Source organism: Neisseria iguanae, from assembly GCF_003013245.1.
Lineage (GTDB): Bacteria > Pseudomonadota > Gammaproteobacteria > Burkholderiales > Neisseriaceae > Neisseria > Neisseria iguanae.
Genome location: NZ_PXYY01000062.1, coordinates 1 through 14,955, shown reverse-complemented (window position 1 = coordinate 14,955; position 14,955 = coordinate 1). Strand labels below are relative to the sequence as shown.

General features: G+C 48.8%; 17 protein-coding genes and 1 pseudogene. 14 read left to right on the top strand and 4 right to left on the bottom strand.

Going from position 1 to position 14,955, the window contains the following annotated elements; translation table 11 throughout:
* The coding region (locus C7N83_RS09450; protein ID WP_146135126.1) for a transposase at positions 1–301 on the top strand (301 nt) is incomplete at its 5' end.
* A 21-nt stretch (positions 302–322) separates the two neighbouring features.
* Here C7N83_RS09450 and C7N83_RS09445 read toward each other — a convergent pair.
* Both C7N83_RS09445 and C7N83_RS09440 read right to left on the bottom strand, forming a co-directional pair.
* On the bottom strand, positions 323–661 hold the full coding sequence (locus tag C7N83_RS09445; RefSeq protein WP_106742246.1) for a cupin domain-containing protein: 339 nt from the start codon (positions 659–661) through the stop codon (positions 323–325).
* Positions 662–912: 251 nt separating this feature from the next.
* Entirely contained in the window at positions 913–2,067 is a 1,155-nt protein-coding gene (locus C7N83_RS09440) for an FAD-dependent monooxygenase (protein ID WP_106742245.1), read from the bottom strand.
* Positions 2,068–2,209: 142 nt separating this feature from the next.
* Here C7N83_RS09440 and surE point away from each other — a divergent pair, with 142 nt between their 5' ends.
* The 11 genes from surE to yfaE all read left to right on the top strand — a co-directional run bounded on the left by surE (position 2,210) and on the right by yfaE (position 12,639).
* Positions 2,210–2,977, top strand: coding sequence for a 5'/3'-nucleotidase SurE (gene surE / locus C7N83_RS09435; protein WP_106742243.1), 768 nt, complete (start codon positions 2,210–2,212; stop codon positions 2,975–2,977).
* Between the two features lie 214 nt (positions 2,978–3,191).
* On the top strand, positions 3,192–4,088 hold the full coding sequence (locus C7N83_RS09430; protein ID WP_106742242.1) for a peptidoglycan DD-metalloendopeptidase family protein: 897 nt from the start codon (positions 3,192–3,194) through the stop codon (positions 4,086–4,088).
* Between the two features lie 167 nt (positions 4,089–4,255).
* Positions 4,256–4,468, top strand: a complete 213-nt coding sequence (locus tag C7N83_RS14840) for a hypothetical protein (protein ID WP_170064878.1) — start codon at positions 4,256–4,258, stop codon at positions 4,466–4,468.
* 15 nt (positions 4,469–4,483) lie between these two features.
* On the top strand, positions 4,484–4,807 hold the full coding sequence (locus C7N83_RS16765; protein WP_342747605.1) for an efflux RND transporter periplasmic adaptor subunit: 324 nt from the start codon (positions 4,484–4,486) through the stop codon (positions 4,805–4,807).
* A gap of 505 nt (positions 4,808–5,312) precedes the next feature.
* Positions 5,313–5,561 (top strand): hypothetical protein, encoded by a 249-nt coding sequence (locus C7N83_RS14260; RefSeq protein WP_146135125.1) that lies wholly within the window; start codon positions 5,313–5,315, stop codon positions 5,559–5,561.
* Positions 5,562–6,069: 508 nt separating this feature from the next.
* A complete protein-coding gene (locus C7N83_RS16135) occupies positions 6,070–6,573 on the top strand; it encodes a TolC family protein (RefSeq protein WP_245911191.1) in 504 nt (167 codons plus the stop codon).
* Complete coding sequence (locus C7N83_RS16130) at positions 6,528–7,001, top strand: TolC family protein (RefSeq protein WP_245911190.1); 474 nt, start codon at positions 6,528–6,530, stop codon at positions 6,999–7,001. Before C7N83_RS16135 ends, C7N83_RS16130 begins: the two co-directional genes overlap by 46 nt.
* A 441-nt stretch (positions 7,002–7,442) precedes the next feature.
* Entirely contained in the window at positions 7,443–9,722 is a 2,280-nt protein-coding gene (gene nrdA / locus C7N83_RS09405; protein WP_106742237.1) for a class 1a ribonucleoside-diphosphate reductase subunit alpha, read from the top strand.
* 178 nt (positions 9,723–9,900) lie between these two features.
* Complete coding sequence (locus C7N83_RS09400) at positions 9,901–11,046, top strand: nuclease-related domain-containing protein (RefSeq protein ID WP_106742236.1); 1,146 nt, start codon at positions 9,901–9,903, stop codon at positions 11,044–11,046.
* 94 nt (positions 11,047–11,140) lie between these two features.
* A complete protein-coding gene (nrdB, locus tag C7N83_RS09395; RefSeq protein WP_106742234.1) occupies positions 11,141–12,274 on the top strand; it encodes a class Ia ribonucleoside-diphosphate reductase subunit beta in 1,134 nt (377 codons plus the stop codon).
* A gap of 65 nt (positions 12,275–12,339) precedes the next feature.
* Positions 12,340–12,639, top strand: coding sequence for a class I ribonucleotide reductase maintenance protein YfaE (yfaE, locus tag C7N83_RS09390; RefSeq protein WP_106742233.1), 300 nt, complete (start codon positions 12,340–12,342; stop codon positions 12,637–12,639).
* A 177-nt stretch (positions 12,640–12,816) separates the two neighbouring features.
* Here yfaE and C7N83_RS09385 read toward each other — a convergent pair whose 3' ends face one another.
* Positions 12,817–13,674 (bottom strand): MBL fold metallo-hydrolase, encoded by an 858-nt coding sequence (locus C7N83_RS09385; protein ID WP_106742231.1) that lies wholly within the window; start codon positions 13,672–13,674, stop codon positions 12,817–12,819.
* Positions 13,675–13,802: 128 nt separating this feature from the next.
* Here C7N83_RS09385 and C7N83_RS09380 point away from each other — a divergent pair, with 128 nt between their 5' ends.
* Both C7N83_RS09380 and C7N83_RS15275 read left to right on the top strand, forming a co-directional pair.
* Positions 13,803–14,444, top strand: coding sequence for an AraC family transcriptional regulator (locus tag C7N83_RS09380; protein WP_211296627.1), 642 nt, complete (start codon positions 13,803–13,805; stop codon positions 14,442–14,444).
* On the top strand, positions 14,402–14,746 hold the full coding sequence (locus C7N83_RS15275) for a helix-turn-helix domain-containing protein (RefSeq protein WP_211296626.1): 345 nt from the start codon (positions 14,402–14,404) through the stop codon (positions 14,744–14,746). Before C7N83_RS09380 ends, C7N83_RS15275 begins: the two co-directional genes overlap by 43 nt.
* Before the next feature lie 67 nt (positions 14,747–14,813).
* On the opposite strand, the pseudogene C7N83_RS09375 reads toward C7N83_RS15275, so the two are convergent.
* Positions 14,814–14,955 (bottom strand): annotated as a pseudogene (locus tag C7N83_RS09375) (alpha/beta hydrolase); the annotation flags it as partial.

Here is a 14,955-nt window from a genome sequence, read left to right as displayed (position 1 = left end):
GTCATGGCGCAGCAAACGGCCGCTCCTGTCTGCCTGTTTCCGCTGCCCCGGAACCGTACGCAAACCGATTTATACGACCAATGCGGCAGAGGCGGTACACCGCCAGTTTCGGAAGCTGGCCAAAACCCAAGGCGCATTCCCCAATGAAACCGGCCTGCTGAAGCTTTTATATGGCGGTATCGGTAAGGCTTCGGGGAAATGGGCGATGCCGATTGCAAACCGGGGGCAGACGCTCCCGCAGTTGGCGGTTTGTTTTGACGGCCGGCCGGACGGCATTATCCGGTTGCAGAATTCAAACTGACACAGGATTTTGAACGGCCTCTCACAAGCAGCAGCTACCGAAGCGCAGCTTCTTGCTGAACACCAATTCATGTGTTTTTTGTTTGATGACCAGAATATTGGTGGCATCTTCCAAGGCACGGATGCTGTGGACTTCGTTCGGCTCAAGGCGCACTACCTGCAAGCCCTGCGTATCAAGTGTGTTTTCTGGGGTGGTGATTTGTGCGCTGCCGTTTAATACCAGCAGCAGAACAATCGCATCGGTTTCGTAAGCCGGGAGTTCATTGTTTTTCTGCAATGAAAGTTGCACGATTTCTTGGTCGTTGTCACTGGCAATCACGCCGCCGAGCAGGGTTTTGGGGTCGATGGTATATTGTTTCATGGTTTATCCTGAAGCGTAAAATGCATTATCATGGAGGATTATCTTTAAAATTAGAACAGTTGGCACGCCTTGCCTGACTGTCTGTGGCTCGCTGTCTCGTCCTGCTTTGAACTTAATCCGCTATAGTATAATCATTTTATTTTATTTCCATATTAAAAATTCAGACGGCCTTTGACATAAAACAAAGCCGCCTGAAAATTTTTCAGACGGCCGGATGCGTCATTTCATTCAAACAAAACCTGTTTCGATATTCATAAACCCATCGCATGCTTAATCAAGCAGTTTTTCAGAAAAGGGGCGGCATCAACCCAATCCAAGCCAGTGTTGCGCAGCCAAGACAAGGCGGGCAGGGTATTGCCGGCAAACAGGCGGAACAAACCGTCGCAGCCATACTGCATGGTGCGCACAGGTTCGAGACGGTTTTGCGCAAAGCGTTTTAAGAATTGATATGCGCCGATGTCAGCTACGCCTTGGCTGAGCTTTTGCAGCTCGAGTACATCGCCGAAACCCAAATTCACGCCTTGTCCGGCCAGGGGGTGGATGGTATGCGCGGCATCGCCTGCCAGCAATACGCGTTGGGCAAACGTGGTTTCGGGGCGGCGCAAAATCAGGTTGAAGGAACACGCAGGCGAGAGCGGAGAGAGCCTGCCCAATACGCTTTCTCCTTGTGCGGTGACAGCAGCAGCCAAGTCTTCGGGGTTGAGGGCAGTGAGTTTTTGCGGCTCTGCCGTGCTCCACACCACGGAAATTTTATGGTCGGGCAACGGCAGATAAGCCAGCACTTCGCCGTTTTTAAACCATTGAAACGCCGTCCCGTGATGGTCTTTTTCGGTGATGAAGTTGGCGACGACGCCGTGATGGCCGTAAGGATTTTCACGCACTTCAATGCCTGCCTGCGTGCGTACCCAAGAATGGGCACCGTCCGCACCGATGATTAATTTGGCCCGCACGGTGCCGCCGCCGTTTTCCAAGCGCACAGAAGCTGTCTGGATATCGGTTTCCAGTTCGACTGCTTTTTGCGTGATGACCGGGATCTCAAGCGCATGGATTTGCTGCCACAATCCGGCCAGCAGCCAACGGTTTTCTGCAATCGCAGTCAGGCGGGGGGTAGGAATATCGGCGGCTTTGAATTCGATGCGGCCTCCGCCGTCACTGCGTACGTCCATGACGGAAACCGGCTGGATACGGTTTTCAGACGGCCATGCATCCAGCGATTGCAATAAAGCCTGATTGGCCGGGCTGATGGCGAAAATACGCGCATCCCAGCCTGATTCCAAGCGGCTTAAATCGGTTTCTGCAGGGCGGATTTCCAGCAGGGCAACATCGCGGCCTTGGCGTTTGAGTGCCACAGCCGCCGCCGCGCCGACCAATCCGCCGCCAATAATCAGAATCTCGTGTTTAATCATGGCATGGTTTTCTTAAAGATGGATATGCTGCGGATTATAGCCTGTTTCAAGCAGCCCCGCTCACACAACAGGCCGTCTGAAACATAGACAAATTACGCATCACGCATTTACAATCGCATTGATTATCACTCGGGGTAACGGCATGAATATTTTGATTTGCAACGATGACGGTTATTTGGCGCAAGGTATCGCGATTTTGGCGCGGGTGGCGGCGGAGTTTGCCAACGTGCGCGTTGTTGCGCCCGAGCGTGACCGCAGCGGTGTGAGCAACTCGTTAACGCTCGACCGTCCGCTGCGCATTCGTCATGCAGAAAACGGTTTTTATTATGTGAGCGGCACGCCGACCGACTGCATCCATCTCGGCTTGTACGCGCTGCCTGAGTTCCGGCCCGATTTGGTGCTTTCCGGCATCAACAACGGTGCCAATATGGGTGACGACACGCTTTATTCGGGTACGGTTGCGGCAGCCACTGAGGCTTATTTGATGGGCATTCCGGCGGTGGCGATTTCATTAAACGACTTTAGCGGTCGCTATTGGGAAACCGCAGAAAAAGCTGCTTGGCTGCTGCTTGAGCATCTGCTGAAAAATCCGCCGCAAAGGCCGATATTGTGGAACATTAATATCCCTGCCGTCGCGTCGGAAGACATCCAAGGCATTAAAATCACGCGCTTGGGGCGGCGCCACCATGCGCAGAGTATTGTGCCGGTGAAGAATCCGCGCGGCGAGCCGGTTTACTGGATAGGACCTGTCGGCGATATTTCCGACAGAGAAGAAGGCACAGACTTCGGTGAATGCGAAGCCGGATTCATCACGGTCACACCTTTGCAAATTGATTTGACTGCGCATGAAGAATTGGGCGGTGTCAGCGGATTTTGGCAACATGCCCGACATACAATACCAATCAAATGAATCATGAAAAAGCGGTCTGAAATATTGCTAAAACTAAAATTTTCAGACGGTATCAAGAATAAAGCAGCATAAAAACAGACAACTAGGCTGAGTAAAAAGAGCCGCTTCAATCAGATTGGTTTGTCATTTTAACCATACAACACTTGAGAACGGGACATATTTTGATTATGATATGCCCCAACCGCAATAAAAAACCCAAACGAAGGTCATCCATATGTTGAAAAAAACCGCATTATATGCCGGCTCGGCTGCTTTGGCGCTCTTCCTGAGCGCATGCGCCAGCCAGCAACCTGCACCCGTTGTCGCCGGTACGTCTTCTACCGGCCCGACTTCAACAGCAACCAATCCATACGGCGCAACCCCATATGATCCGAATGCGGCTTCTCCCGCGGCTGCTGATGCGCCCTACGTCCCCCCGGCCATGCCAACCGTTTCCGCACCTGCCCACACCGGCCCGACCGGAGGGACATATGTGCCTTCTTACGCACCGGTTGACGTGAATGCGGCAACACATACCGTGGTGCGCGGTGATACCGTCTATAATATTTCCAAGCGTTACGGCATCGACCAAAACGACTTGCGTTCATGGAATAACTTGGCCGACAACACTATCGGCGTAGGTCAAGTCCTGCGTGTGAAACCGGCAGGTTATGTTGCACCGGCCACTGCCGCCATTACCACTGCGGCCGTCCCGGCACCAACCCCGGCTACTACGGCGACCGTATCAACCGGCAGCACCCGTACCGTAAGCGGCATCACTTGGCAGCGGCCGACTGTCGGTAAGGTGGTTACCGACTTTGGCGGCAACAACAAAGGCGTAGATATCTCCGGCAATGCCGGCCAACCTGTGGTTGCGGCTGCCGACGGTAAAGTCGTGTATGCCGGTTCGGGCTTACGAGGCTATGGCAACTTGGTAATTGTGCAGCACAATTCCACTTTCCTGACGGCATACGGTCACAACCAAAGCCTGATGGTCAACGAAGGTCAAACCGTGAAACGCGGTCAGATTATTGCCAAAATGGGCAGTACCGATGCTCCGCGCAACCAGTTGCATTTTGAAGTGCGCCAAAACGGTAAACCGGTTAATCCGACGGCATACGTACCGTTCTAAACCGAATTGATTCCATCTGATTCTGTATAAGGCCGTCTGAGCATGCATGTACATGACTCAGACGGCCTTTTTTAAAATTTTCTTTCTAAGGTGAAGCCATTGGGAGTATGGTATTTTTGATTGGACGAATGCCCAATTAAAACAAAATAATCAAAAGGAGAAATATTATGAACCGTATCACAGCCATGCAATTGGTGCGTGCCGTCATCAAGCGCTATCCGAGCCACGGTTATGATGGTTTAAATGCCGAAATTATCTCCAAATCCGCCAACATTTCTCCAAAACATACAAAGCGATGTTTTCTAACAAAGACGATTACATCAAAGTCATGGTACAAGAATTCAATGGCTGCTCGTATGGCAGTCGGGTATCGAAAGTGAATGTTGATGAAGGCGATGACGTCAAAGCGGACGATATGTTGGCGGAATTATCCCGACACCAGCTCAAGCCGTGTAGAAGAAGCGCTGGCAGCCGCACGCCGCCAACAAGAAGCAGTGACGCGTGCACAAGCTAATATTGATTCCGCCTGGCAGCAGCAACGTGTGGCGAAATTGGAATTGGATAACGCGCGTAAATTGCTGGCTGGCCAATTGGTTTCACGTTCGGAAGTAACCAAAAGCCAAACCGATTACGAGCGTGCCATCGCCGACATGAAAGTTGCTGAAGCCGCGCGCGATATGTTTTTGGCGGCATCTGTTCAAACTCCCGCGCGAAGATAAAATTACCATTTTTGTCTCTACCTGTTTTATGAGCAAAGCCGAACGCTGTGACTGTATTTCCTTTATGTACAAAGGCCGTATGATCGGTGTCGGTACGCCGGAAAAGGTGGCCTGCGGATAAAGTGCGCCTAAAGTGCGCCGGATTTGGAAGAAGCGTTTGTACGGTATTTGATTGAGGTGAAAACGAAACGGGCGAATGCAAACCGTTTCAGACAGCCTTTCTGCACAAACAAAAACTGAAAAGCCGCTGGCTTCTAATGATTCACCACCTGCCGAAACTGCCGCGCAATCAGCCGTACGCGTCATTGAGGCGGACAGTAAGACAAGCCGTCTGAAAACAAAACTTCTGCCCACCAACAAGCCGGTTCGGTTTCAGACGGCTTTAAAGCATATTCCGCACAAAATGGACATATTATCCCACCGGCTGCAGAAAACGGCATGCAAAACATGTCCGGTAAAGGCACAATGCTTTCTAAGCAGAATAATGATTTTGCTTCTGAAGAACATGTATCTATTATCTATGCCGTCTGAAATCCAAACGGCCGGCAAACAGGCCAAACCGCTCCCAGGCGGCCGTGATACCTGCAGGCCGTCTGAAAATCCAATCCATACGCGCGATACCGAATCTTTGAAATACTGGCCGGCAATTGTGTTGACCTTTACTCGGCGCGAAGCCAAGGAATTGATCCGTGAAAAAATCCGCTTGGTGTTTGCCGTGTTCGGACCGTTGATTATGCTGGTAGCGATGGCGTAGGGTGTATTGTTTGACGTGCAAAACCTGAAATTTGCCGTGTATGACCGCGATCAAACCAGCGAAAGCCACGAATCGGCGCCGGTTCGCATTATTGCATCGGGCCTCCGCTTTTCCAAAGCGAAGCCGATATTCGGGCGACCCTGCCAAGCGCCCGTGCGGTGATGGATATTCCGCATGGCTTCGGGTGCAGTGTAGTCCGCATTTTGTCGCAGGGAGTCGGATTTTATATGGATGGCGCCATGCCTGCTAACGCATCGAATATTTGGGGTTATGCGGCACGGTTGGTCAGAGCATACAGACGTACGAAAAATTGGATTTGCCGGAGAATCTGAATCTGTCTGCCGTGGACAGGCCGCGCATGCTGTATACCAAGATTTCAACAGCATCAACGCGATTACGCCGGGGCATGCTGGTCCTGATTATGGTGCCGGTGATGAGATGATGGCCGCGGTGGGTGTGCGCGAAAGAGATTGGTTTGATTGTCAATTTCTATGCGTTGCCGGCCGGTATGTCACAATATCTAATCGGCAAGCAACTGCCTTACGGCGATTATTTCAAAATACGGGCGGCACAAAGCTGCCTGAAAGTGGCGGACGTGACCATCAACACGCTGAAACGCCTGCAGCAATATGTGCAAGGCAGCTTCAAAGCCAGCCATGTCAGCAGCTATGAAATGAACGAAGTCTGCGTACAGCTGACTGTTGCCGAGGACAAACGTGCCGCCATTCAGGCCGAATATGCCGCTTATGTGCGAAATATTGCCGTGTTGTCGGGGAATGTGCAGCAAAAATTTGACTTGCGGCCATCGGACGTGGACGTATTGGCCAAGGCACCAAGCGGCCAAACGCCGCGGGGCATGCTGGCGCGCCGTCCCGATTTACGCGCCCGCGTCGCGAAAATGAATGCTTATGCTGTCAAACTCGCCAGCGTAAAAGCCGATTTGTTCCGCGTTTCAGCATCAATTTTATGGGACAGGGCACACGCATCGGCATTGACGGCAGCGATGCCTTGAAAGATTGGGCAAGCCTATTAAGCGTAGGCATTCAAATGCCGGTTTTCACCAATGGCCGCATTAAAGCCAATATCGCCGCCGCTGATGCCCGCCTTCAGGCGGCCTTGTTACAATATGACCAACAACTTTTAACCGCTTTGGGTGAAGCCGATAGCGCTTATCAAAGTGTTCATGCCATGCAGCAGCAAACCGCGTTAATGCAAACTGTCCGCCTTCAGGCGGTGCGGCATGCGCATAATACGGAAAAATTGTTCCGAAACGATTACAAAACCTTAGATCGTGCCCTGCGTACCCATTTGAATGAAAACCCGATGCAGGAAAACCTGATTCAGGCACGGCTTGCCCGTGCGCAAATGCTGGTGTCGCTTTATAAGGTATTGGGCGGAAGTCGGTTGGATCGTCTGAATCCATCAAGCCCGAATTCATGATTCAAACCGATAAACGCCGTCTGAATAGTCATTGGGAACAATTTTTCAGACGGCTTTTTTTGACAGCGTGTCATGTTTGTCACACATTGCAATGTTTACAATATTTAACGCAATAGAGAAATACTTAAAAAGCAGTCAAAAAAATTGATTTTGCTATTTTCAGACGGCCGTGCGGTAAAATCAAAATTACCTGATTTCATAAGCTTCTAGACATTTTGCCTTTTGATGACGGATTCAACTTTTTTGCAGCAAGGCTTGAATTCTCTGTATTACAGGCTGTCAAGAGGAAGAAATGTAAAAATCTTCAGGCCGTCTGAATCTTGCAAGCAATCTAAAAAAAGATGTTTTGTCAAGACTGGATGCCCGAATTGAAATACATTATATTGTGTACAGTAAGATTAATTTATACCGTATCTTGTGTTTTCAGCTAGGACTTTGACGATGAATGCAACCACTCACTTGCAGGTAACCAAACGCAATGGCCGCTTGGAGCCGATTGATTTAGACAAAATCCACCGTGTAGTCACTTGGGCTGCCGAAGGCTTGAGTAACGTATCCGTGTCGCAAGTCGAGCTGAAATCGCATATACAGTTCTACAACGGCATCCGTACCGACGACATTCACGAAACCATCATCAAAGCTGCTGCCGACCTGATTTCACAAGATTCGCCCGATTATCAATATTTGGCGGCGCGCTTGGCTATTTTTCATCTGCGCAAAATTGCTTATGGCGAATTCGAACCGCCGCATCTGTACGACCATGTTAAAAAGCTTACCGAAGCAGGTAAATACGACCGGCATATTCTAGAAGATTACAGCCGCGAAGAATTTGACAAACTCAATACCTGCATCGACCATTGCCGCGACATGACCTTCTCATACGCTGCTGTGAAGCAGTTGGAAGGCAAATACCTGGTGCAAAACCGCGTGACCCGCCAAATCTACGAAACACCGCAGTTTCTGTATATTTTGGTGGCGATGTGTCTGTTCAGCAAATACCCGAAAGCCACACGCTTGGATTATGTGAAGCGTTTTTACGATGCCGTTTCTACCTTCAAAGTATCGCTGCCGACACCGATTATGAGCGGCGTGCGTACACCGACACGCCAATTCTCAAGCTGCGTGTTGATTGAATGTGACGACAGCTTGGATTCCATCAACGCCACCACCAGCGCGATTGTAAAGTATGTTTCACAGCGCGCGGGCATCGGCATCAACGCCGGCCGTATCCGTGGTTTGGGCAGCGAAATCCGTGGCGGCGAAGCGCAGCATACCGGCTGTATTCCTTTTTTCAAAATGTTCCAAGCGGCGGTGAAATCCTGCTCGCAAGGCGGTGTACGCGGCGGTGCGGCGACCCTGTTCTACCCGATGTGGCACATCGAAGTGGAAAATCTGCTGGTATTGAAAAACAACCGCGGCGTGGAAGAAAACCGCGTGCGCCATTTGGATTACGGCGTGCAAATCAACAAATTGATGTACACCCGTCTGATTAAAGGCGGCAACATTACCTTGTTCTCGCCAAACGAAGTCCCGGGCTTGTACGACGCATTTTTTGCCGATCAAGACGAATTCGAGCGCCTTTACGCACAATACGAACAAGATCCGAATATCCGCAAACGCACCATTGCGGCAACAGAATTGTTCTCAACGCTGATGCAGGAGCGCGCCGGAACAGGCCGTATCTACATTCAAAACGTGGATCACTGCAACACCCACAGCCCGTTCGACCCGAATGTTGCGCCGGTGCGCCAGTCTAATCTGTGTTTGGAAATCGCATTGCCGACCAAGCCGCTGGACAACATCAACGACGAAAACGGCGAAATCGCCTTGTGTACCCTGTCTGCCTTCAACTTGGGCGCATTGAACCACTTGGACGAATTCGAAGAACTGGCCGACTTGACCGTCCGTGCCTTGGATGCTTTGCTGGATTATCAAGACTATCCGGTCAAAGCCGCTTACCATGCGACCATGAACCGCCGCACTTTGGGCATCGGCGTGATTAACTACGCCTACTATCTGGCGAAAAACGGCGTGAGATACAGTGATGATTCGGCCATCGCCTTAACCCACCGCACATTTGAAGCCATGCAGTATTACCTGCTGAAAGCTTCGGTGGATTTGGCCAAAGAATACGGCGCGTGTCCGTTGTTTAACGAAACCGTGTATTCGCAAGGCAAGCTGCCGATCGATACCTACAAAAAAGATCTGGATGCGATTTGCCAAGAGCCCCTGCATTACGATTGGGAAGCCTTACGCGCCGACATTGTCAAATACGGTCTGCGCAACTCAACCCTGACTGCGCTGATGCCGTCTGAAACCAGTTCGCAAATCGCCAACGCCACCAACGGCATCGAACCGCCGCGCGGTTTGGTCACTGTAAAAGCATCGAAAGACGGTATTTTAAAACAAGTCGTGCCGGAATTTGAAACCCTGAAAGACCAATATGAGCTTTTATGGCAAATGCCGGGCAACGACGGTTATCTGAAACTGGTCGGCATTATGCAGAAATTCGTTGACCAAGCGATTTCGGCCAACACCAGCTACGACCCGGGTAAATTCGAAGGCGGCAAAGTTTCCATGAAACAAATGCTGAAAGACCTGCTCACCGCCTATAAATACGGCGTGAAAACCCTGTATTACCATAACACCCGCGATGGTGCGGACGATACGCAGGCCGATATTCAAGACGACGGCTGCGCAGGCGGGGCGTGTAAGATTTAAGTTGCTCTTTAACCCGTTGTAGGGGAGGGTTTGATATCGTCCAGATTAAACACAACCGATTGTTTGTGGCAAGATTGATTTTTCAGACAGCCTATATATTTTAGGCTGTCTGAAGCCGTTAAAATCAGTTAAAATGTCGAAATTATTTTATTATTAACTGAGTCATTAAGAGTAACCCATGCTAGTGAAATCTGCCGATGACAAGAGTAGTCGTTTGGAGTTGTTGAAAAAATTAAAGGATGATGATTCGCTCAATAGCAGACAAAGAAAATGGGCGGAAGAGCAATATTGGGCATTAAAAACCGGTATTCAGGGAGAAAAGGAAGCAGCTTATTATCTGAATTCTATTCAGAATGATAATGAATATTCAGCTGTTTTTCATGATTTACGGATTGAGTTGGATGATGAAGTCGCCCAGATTGATCATCTTGTTGTGAATCATTTATTAGCCATATTGTACGAAACTAAAAATTTTAATGGAGATTTAACAATCAACGAGCAGGGAGAATTTTTGGTTCGTTATAAAAATGGTTTAGAACGTGGTATTCCTTCACCATTGGAGCAAAGTTATCGACATGAAAAGGTATTAAAAAAATTATTTGACATGCTGGGTATTAAATCCATTGTTGGCAATCCGCTACGGATAGTTCATGTCGTCTTGCTGTCTCCAAAATCGATTATCAATCGGCCGAATGCCGATAAATTTCCAACCCATAACATTATCAAAGCAGATGCCTTGAGACAGTGGCGTAAAGACTTCATGCAAAAAGAGTTTGGTGTCATGGGTTTTGCTTCATTAATGGGTAATATGCTGTTAAGGCCGGCATCCTTCTTAAAAACAACTGATAGAGCAATGCGGCAGCATACACAGGAAATTGCTGAAAAAATTTTAGGTTATCATGTTCCTGACCCTAATTTATTGAAATTACCAGATTTTATGAAGTCGGAAGATATCAATAAGTCAGAAGAAATTTCTCAAGATAGCAAACTGCTTTGCGCAAGTTGCCAAAAAAAAATCAGTCGGGCCGAATATAGCTTTTGTCAAAAAAATTCTGATCGTTTTGATGGAAAAAGCTATTGTCGGGAACATCAGCAGGCATTCCAAAATCAGCAGATTCAACCTGTAGTTGCAGAAGTAAAAACTCAGGCTGATACAGTTCAGGCTGTCTGTTGTGATTACCCTGGTTGTGGTGTAAAACTATCTGAAGCAGTAATTGATTTTTGCCGCAGTGAGGCCAATAAAAAATGGTTTGGCGGTAAACTTTATTGTGTGAAACATCAGAGAATGATTAATTACAGCCGAAAAAAATCGGCACAAAAATAAAAGAAGGCCGTTTGAAAAATCAGTATTCAGACAGCAATGTTAAGTTTATGATTGTTTTAAAAGAGTAAATCCCATGTCCTGCGAACACTTAGTCATGCAATACAGCACCTTCAGCAAAACCCAAAACGATGCGCTGAAAGAACCGATGTTTTTCGGCCAGCCGGTGAATGTGGCGCGTTATGACCAGCAGAAATATGAAATTTTTGAAAAACTGATTGAAAAACAACTGTCTTTCTTCTGGCGGCCGGAAGAAATTGACGTGTCGCGCGACCGTATCGACTACGGCAACCTGCCGGAGCACGAAAAACATATTTTCATCAGTAACCTGAAATACCAAACGTTGCTGGATTCTATTCAGGGACGCAGCCCTAATGTGGCGTTGCTGCCATTGGTGTCGATTCCGGAATTGGAAACCTGGATTGAAACCTGGAGTTTCAGCGAAACCATCCACTCGCGCAGCTATACCCACATTATCCGCAATATCGTCAATGACCCGTCGGTTGTGTTTGATGATATTGTGCAAAACCAATATATTATCGCGCGGGCAGAAGATATTGCCTGCTATTACGATGATTTGATTGAATATACCCAGTATTACAACCTGTTGGGCGAAGGCCGGTATCAGGTAAACGGTAAAACTGTCACCGTCAGCCTGCGCGAGTTAAAGAAAAAGCTGTATCTGTGTCTGATGTGTGTGAACGTGTTGGAAGCCATCCGCTTCTACGTTTCGTTTGCCTGCTCGTTTGCCTTTGCCGAGCGCGAACTGATGGAAGGCAATGCCAAAATCATCAAGCTTATTGCGCGGGACGAAGCGCTGCATTTGACCAGTACGCAGCACATGCTGAACTTAATGCGTGCCGGTGCCGATGATCCGGAAATGGCGCGAATTGCCGCCGAATTGGAAAACGATTGTTTTGAGTTGTTCAAAAAAGCAGCCGAGCAGGAAAAAGAGTGGGCGGCTTATCTGTTTAAAGATGGCTCGATGATTGGCCTGAATAAAGAAATTTTGGGTCAGTACGTAGAATACATCACCAACCTGCGCATGCAGGCAGTGGGCTTGAAGCCGGCATTTGAAGGCGCGAGCCAAAACCCGATTCCGTGGATTAACGCGTGGCTGTCGTCCGACAATGTACAGGTCGCACCACAAGAAGTTGAAATTTCTTCTTACCTGATCGGTCAAATCGATTCGGAAGTCAACGCCGCCGATTTAGGTGATTTCGAGCTGTAATATCCAACTTCCAAAAGGCCGCCGGATTGATATTTTTCCCTTTCAGACGGCCTTTTTGTCACACTATGGCCATCATCAGTACACACGATAAAATTTTCGAGCTGCAAAACGGCGAAACCTTGTTGGAAGGGCTGGAGCGTACGGGTCACGAGGTCGAATATCAATGCCGCAGCGGCTATTGCGGTTCATGCCGTCTGAAAATTATCAGCGGCAGGGTCGGCTATGACGATTATCCGCTGGCCTTTATCACGCCGGGCGAAATCCTGCCGTGTTGCTGCCGGGTAACGGAGGACATTACGCTTGACTGCAGTACCAAAGCCCGCGAGCCTGATTTGTTTGAGGTGGATTTATTTGAAAAAGAGTAAAGAAAATCAACAGACTGGAGACTTTTCCAAAATCCCTAAAACCCTCTAAATTCCTTTGAAGCCAAATTTAGAGGGTTTTAGGGATTTTGGAAAGGGTGATGCTATTTGGTAACCATGGTAACCTTTTGTGGTGTTTGAAGAGCGTTTTGCAACGGTCTCGGCCTGTTTGTTTAATGTTTAAAACTTCAACACTTGGCCGTTGCTTGGCACATGTACGCGCGAACCTAAGCGGTTGGTTTTCACATATTTGCGCATGTCGTTGCTGCTGATGGTGCCGTGGTTGACTGAATCCATGTGTACGGTGATGATTTGGGCATTGGGAGCTGCTTGATATGCTTTGCTTACATCAGCGGTACCCATGATAATGCCTTGCGGAATACCTTCAATTCGCGCATAGCCAGTGTTCATTACAATGATTTCAGGTTTGAATTTTGCCAAAGCATGATCGACGTGGTAGTTCCACAAAGTGTCGCCCACTACATACAAGGTTTTCTCGCCTTGGGCTTGAAATACTACACCCATCGCATCACCCAGCATTTCCGCCAATTGTGGGTTGGCATACATTTGGTCGCTGCCGTGTTGGCCGCCGGTTTTGCTCAAACGCACGTTTTTAAACTCGGTATTTTTACCGACCACACGCACGTCTTTAAAGCCTTGCGCACGGATGATTTTGGCATCGTTGGTGTTTTGCACGAAGACCAGCAAATCTTTTGGCAGCATTTTCTGTGCTGCTTCGTCCCAATGGTCTTCATGGGTGTGGGTCACGACAACCGCATCCACGCCTTTAATAATGTCGGCGGTTGATTGCGGCAATGCATTCAAAGGATGGCGCAGCTGGCTGTTGACCGTGCCTGCAAAACCGGCATATGCGCCTTTAGGCGCGAGATACGGGTCAACCAAAAATGTGGTACCGCCGTAGTTAATTTTGGCGGTGGCGTTGCGGATGTGCTGATAGCTTATGTCAGCCATGGCAGGCGCAGCGGCCAGCAGAGTAGAAGCAGTCAATACAGTGGCAAACAGGGTGTTCGGTTTCATGTTTTTTTTCCTTAAGCGTGATGATTTAATCAATGAAACGCATTGTACGCAGCATGAGACCGTCTGAAAATTGACATTCAGTTCAAAAAAAATAACAATCGGGTCAATCTTAATTTAAAAATCTCATCATGCTGAAAATTGCCTTGCTGCTTTATCCCGAAGTGAATCCGTTTCATTTTTCCGTGCCGTATATGGCGTTTCAAGACGCAGCGGAAGACGGTTTGTTTGACGTGAAAATTGTTACGCCCACCGGCAAGCCTTTGCACAATCAAATCATGCAGCCGCCTATTGATGGCAGTTTAGACTTAATGGCGCAATGCGATATTGTGGTGGTACCAGGGTGGAAAGACGAACAAACGCAGCCTGTGCCGGAATTGGTAACCGCACTTCAGTCGGCCTGTCTGCGCGGTGCCTATATTGTCGGCCTTTGTTACGGCGCGTATGCCTTGGCCTATGCCGGTTTGCTCGATGGCAAAAAAGCAGCAACGCATTGGAAGGGCGAGGCCGATTTCAGCCGCCGTTTTCCCGAAGTGAAATTGGACGTGAACTCGATTTATGTGGAAGACGGCAACATCATTACGTCTGCAGGAACAGCGGCTGCATTGGATTGCTGCCTGCATATTATCCGCGCAAGTATTATGGTGCGAAAGCCGCCAATAAAACTGCGCGTTTGCTGGTGGTACCGCCGCATCGTGAGGGTGGGCAGGCGCAGTTTATTGAGCGGCCGTTGGCGCAATCGACCAAAGACACGCAAATCAATACGTTATTAGATTATTTACGCGGCCATTTGCATGAGCCGCAAAATATTGACGAAGTGGCCGAACGTGTGTCTATGAGCCGCAGCACCTTTACCCGCCATTTTAAAAAAGCCACCGGCGTGACTTTTCTTGAATGGCTGCATAAAGAACGCCTGCAACGCAGCTTGGATTTATTGGAAAATTCGGGTTTTACCGTTGAGCAGATTGCAGAGAAAACCGGCTTTCAAAATGCGGTGTCGTTCCGACAGCAGTTTTTTAAATATTATCAAGTCAATCCGCATACTTGGCGGAAAATGTTTCGCAATGATAGGTAGTGTTTAAATAACAAACAGGCCGTCTGAAAACCATTAGGTTTCAGACGGCCTGTTTCTTGATATCAATTTAACCCAAAATCACTGGTGCAAAGCGGCTGATGGTATCGCGCAACACAATCAGTTTGCCGTGGAAAAAGTGGGTAGAGCCGGCAAGGGCAATCACCGGAATACCTTGCGGTTCTGCCCATGCCAGGACTTTTCCGATTTCG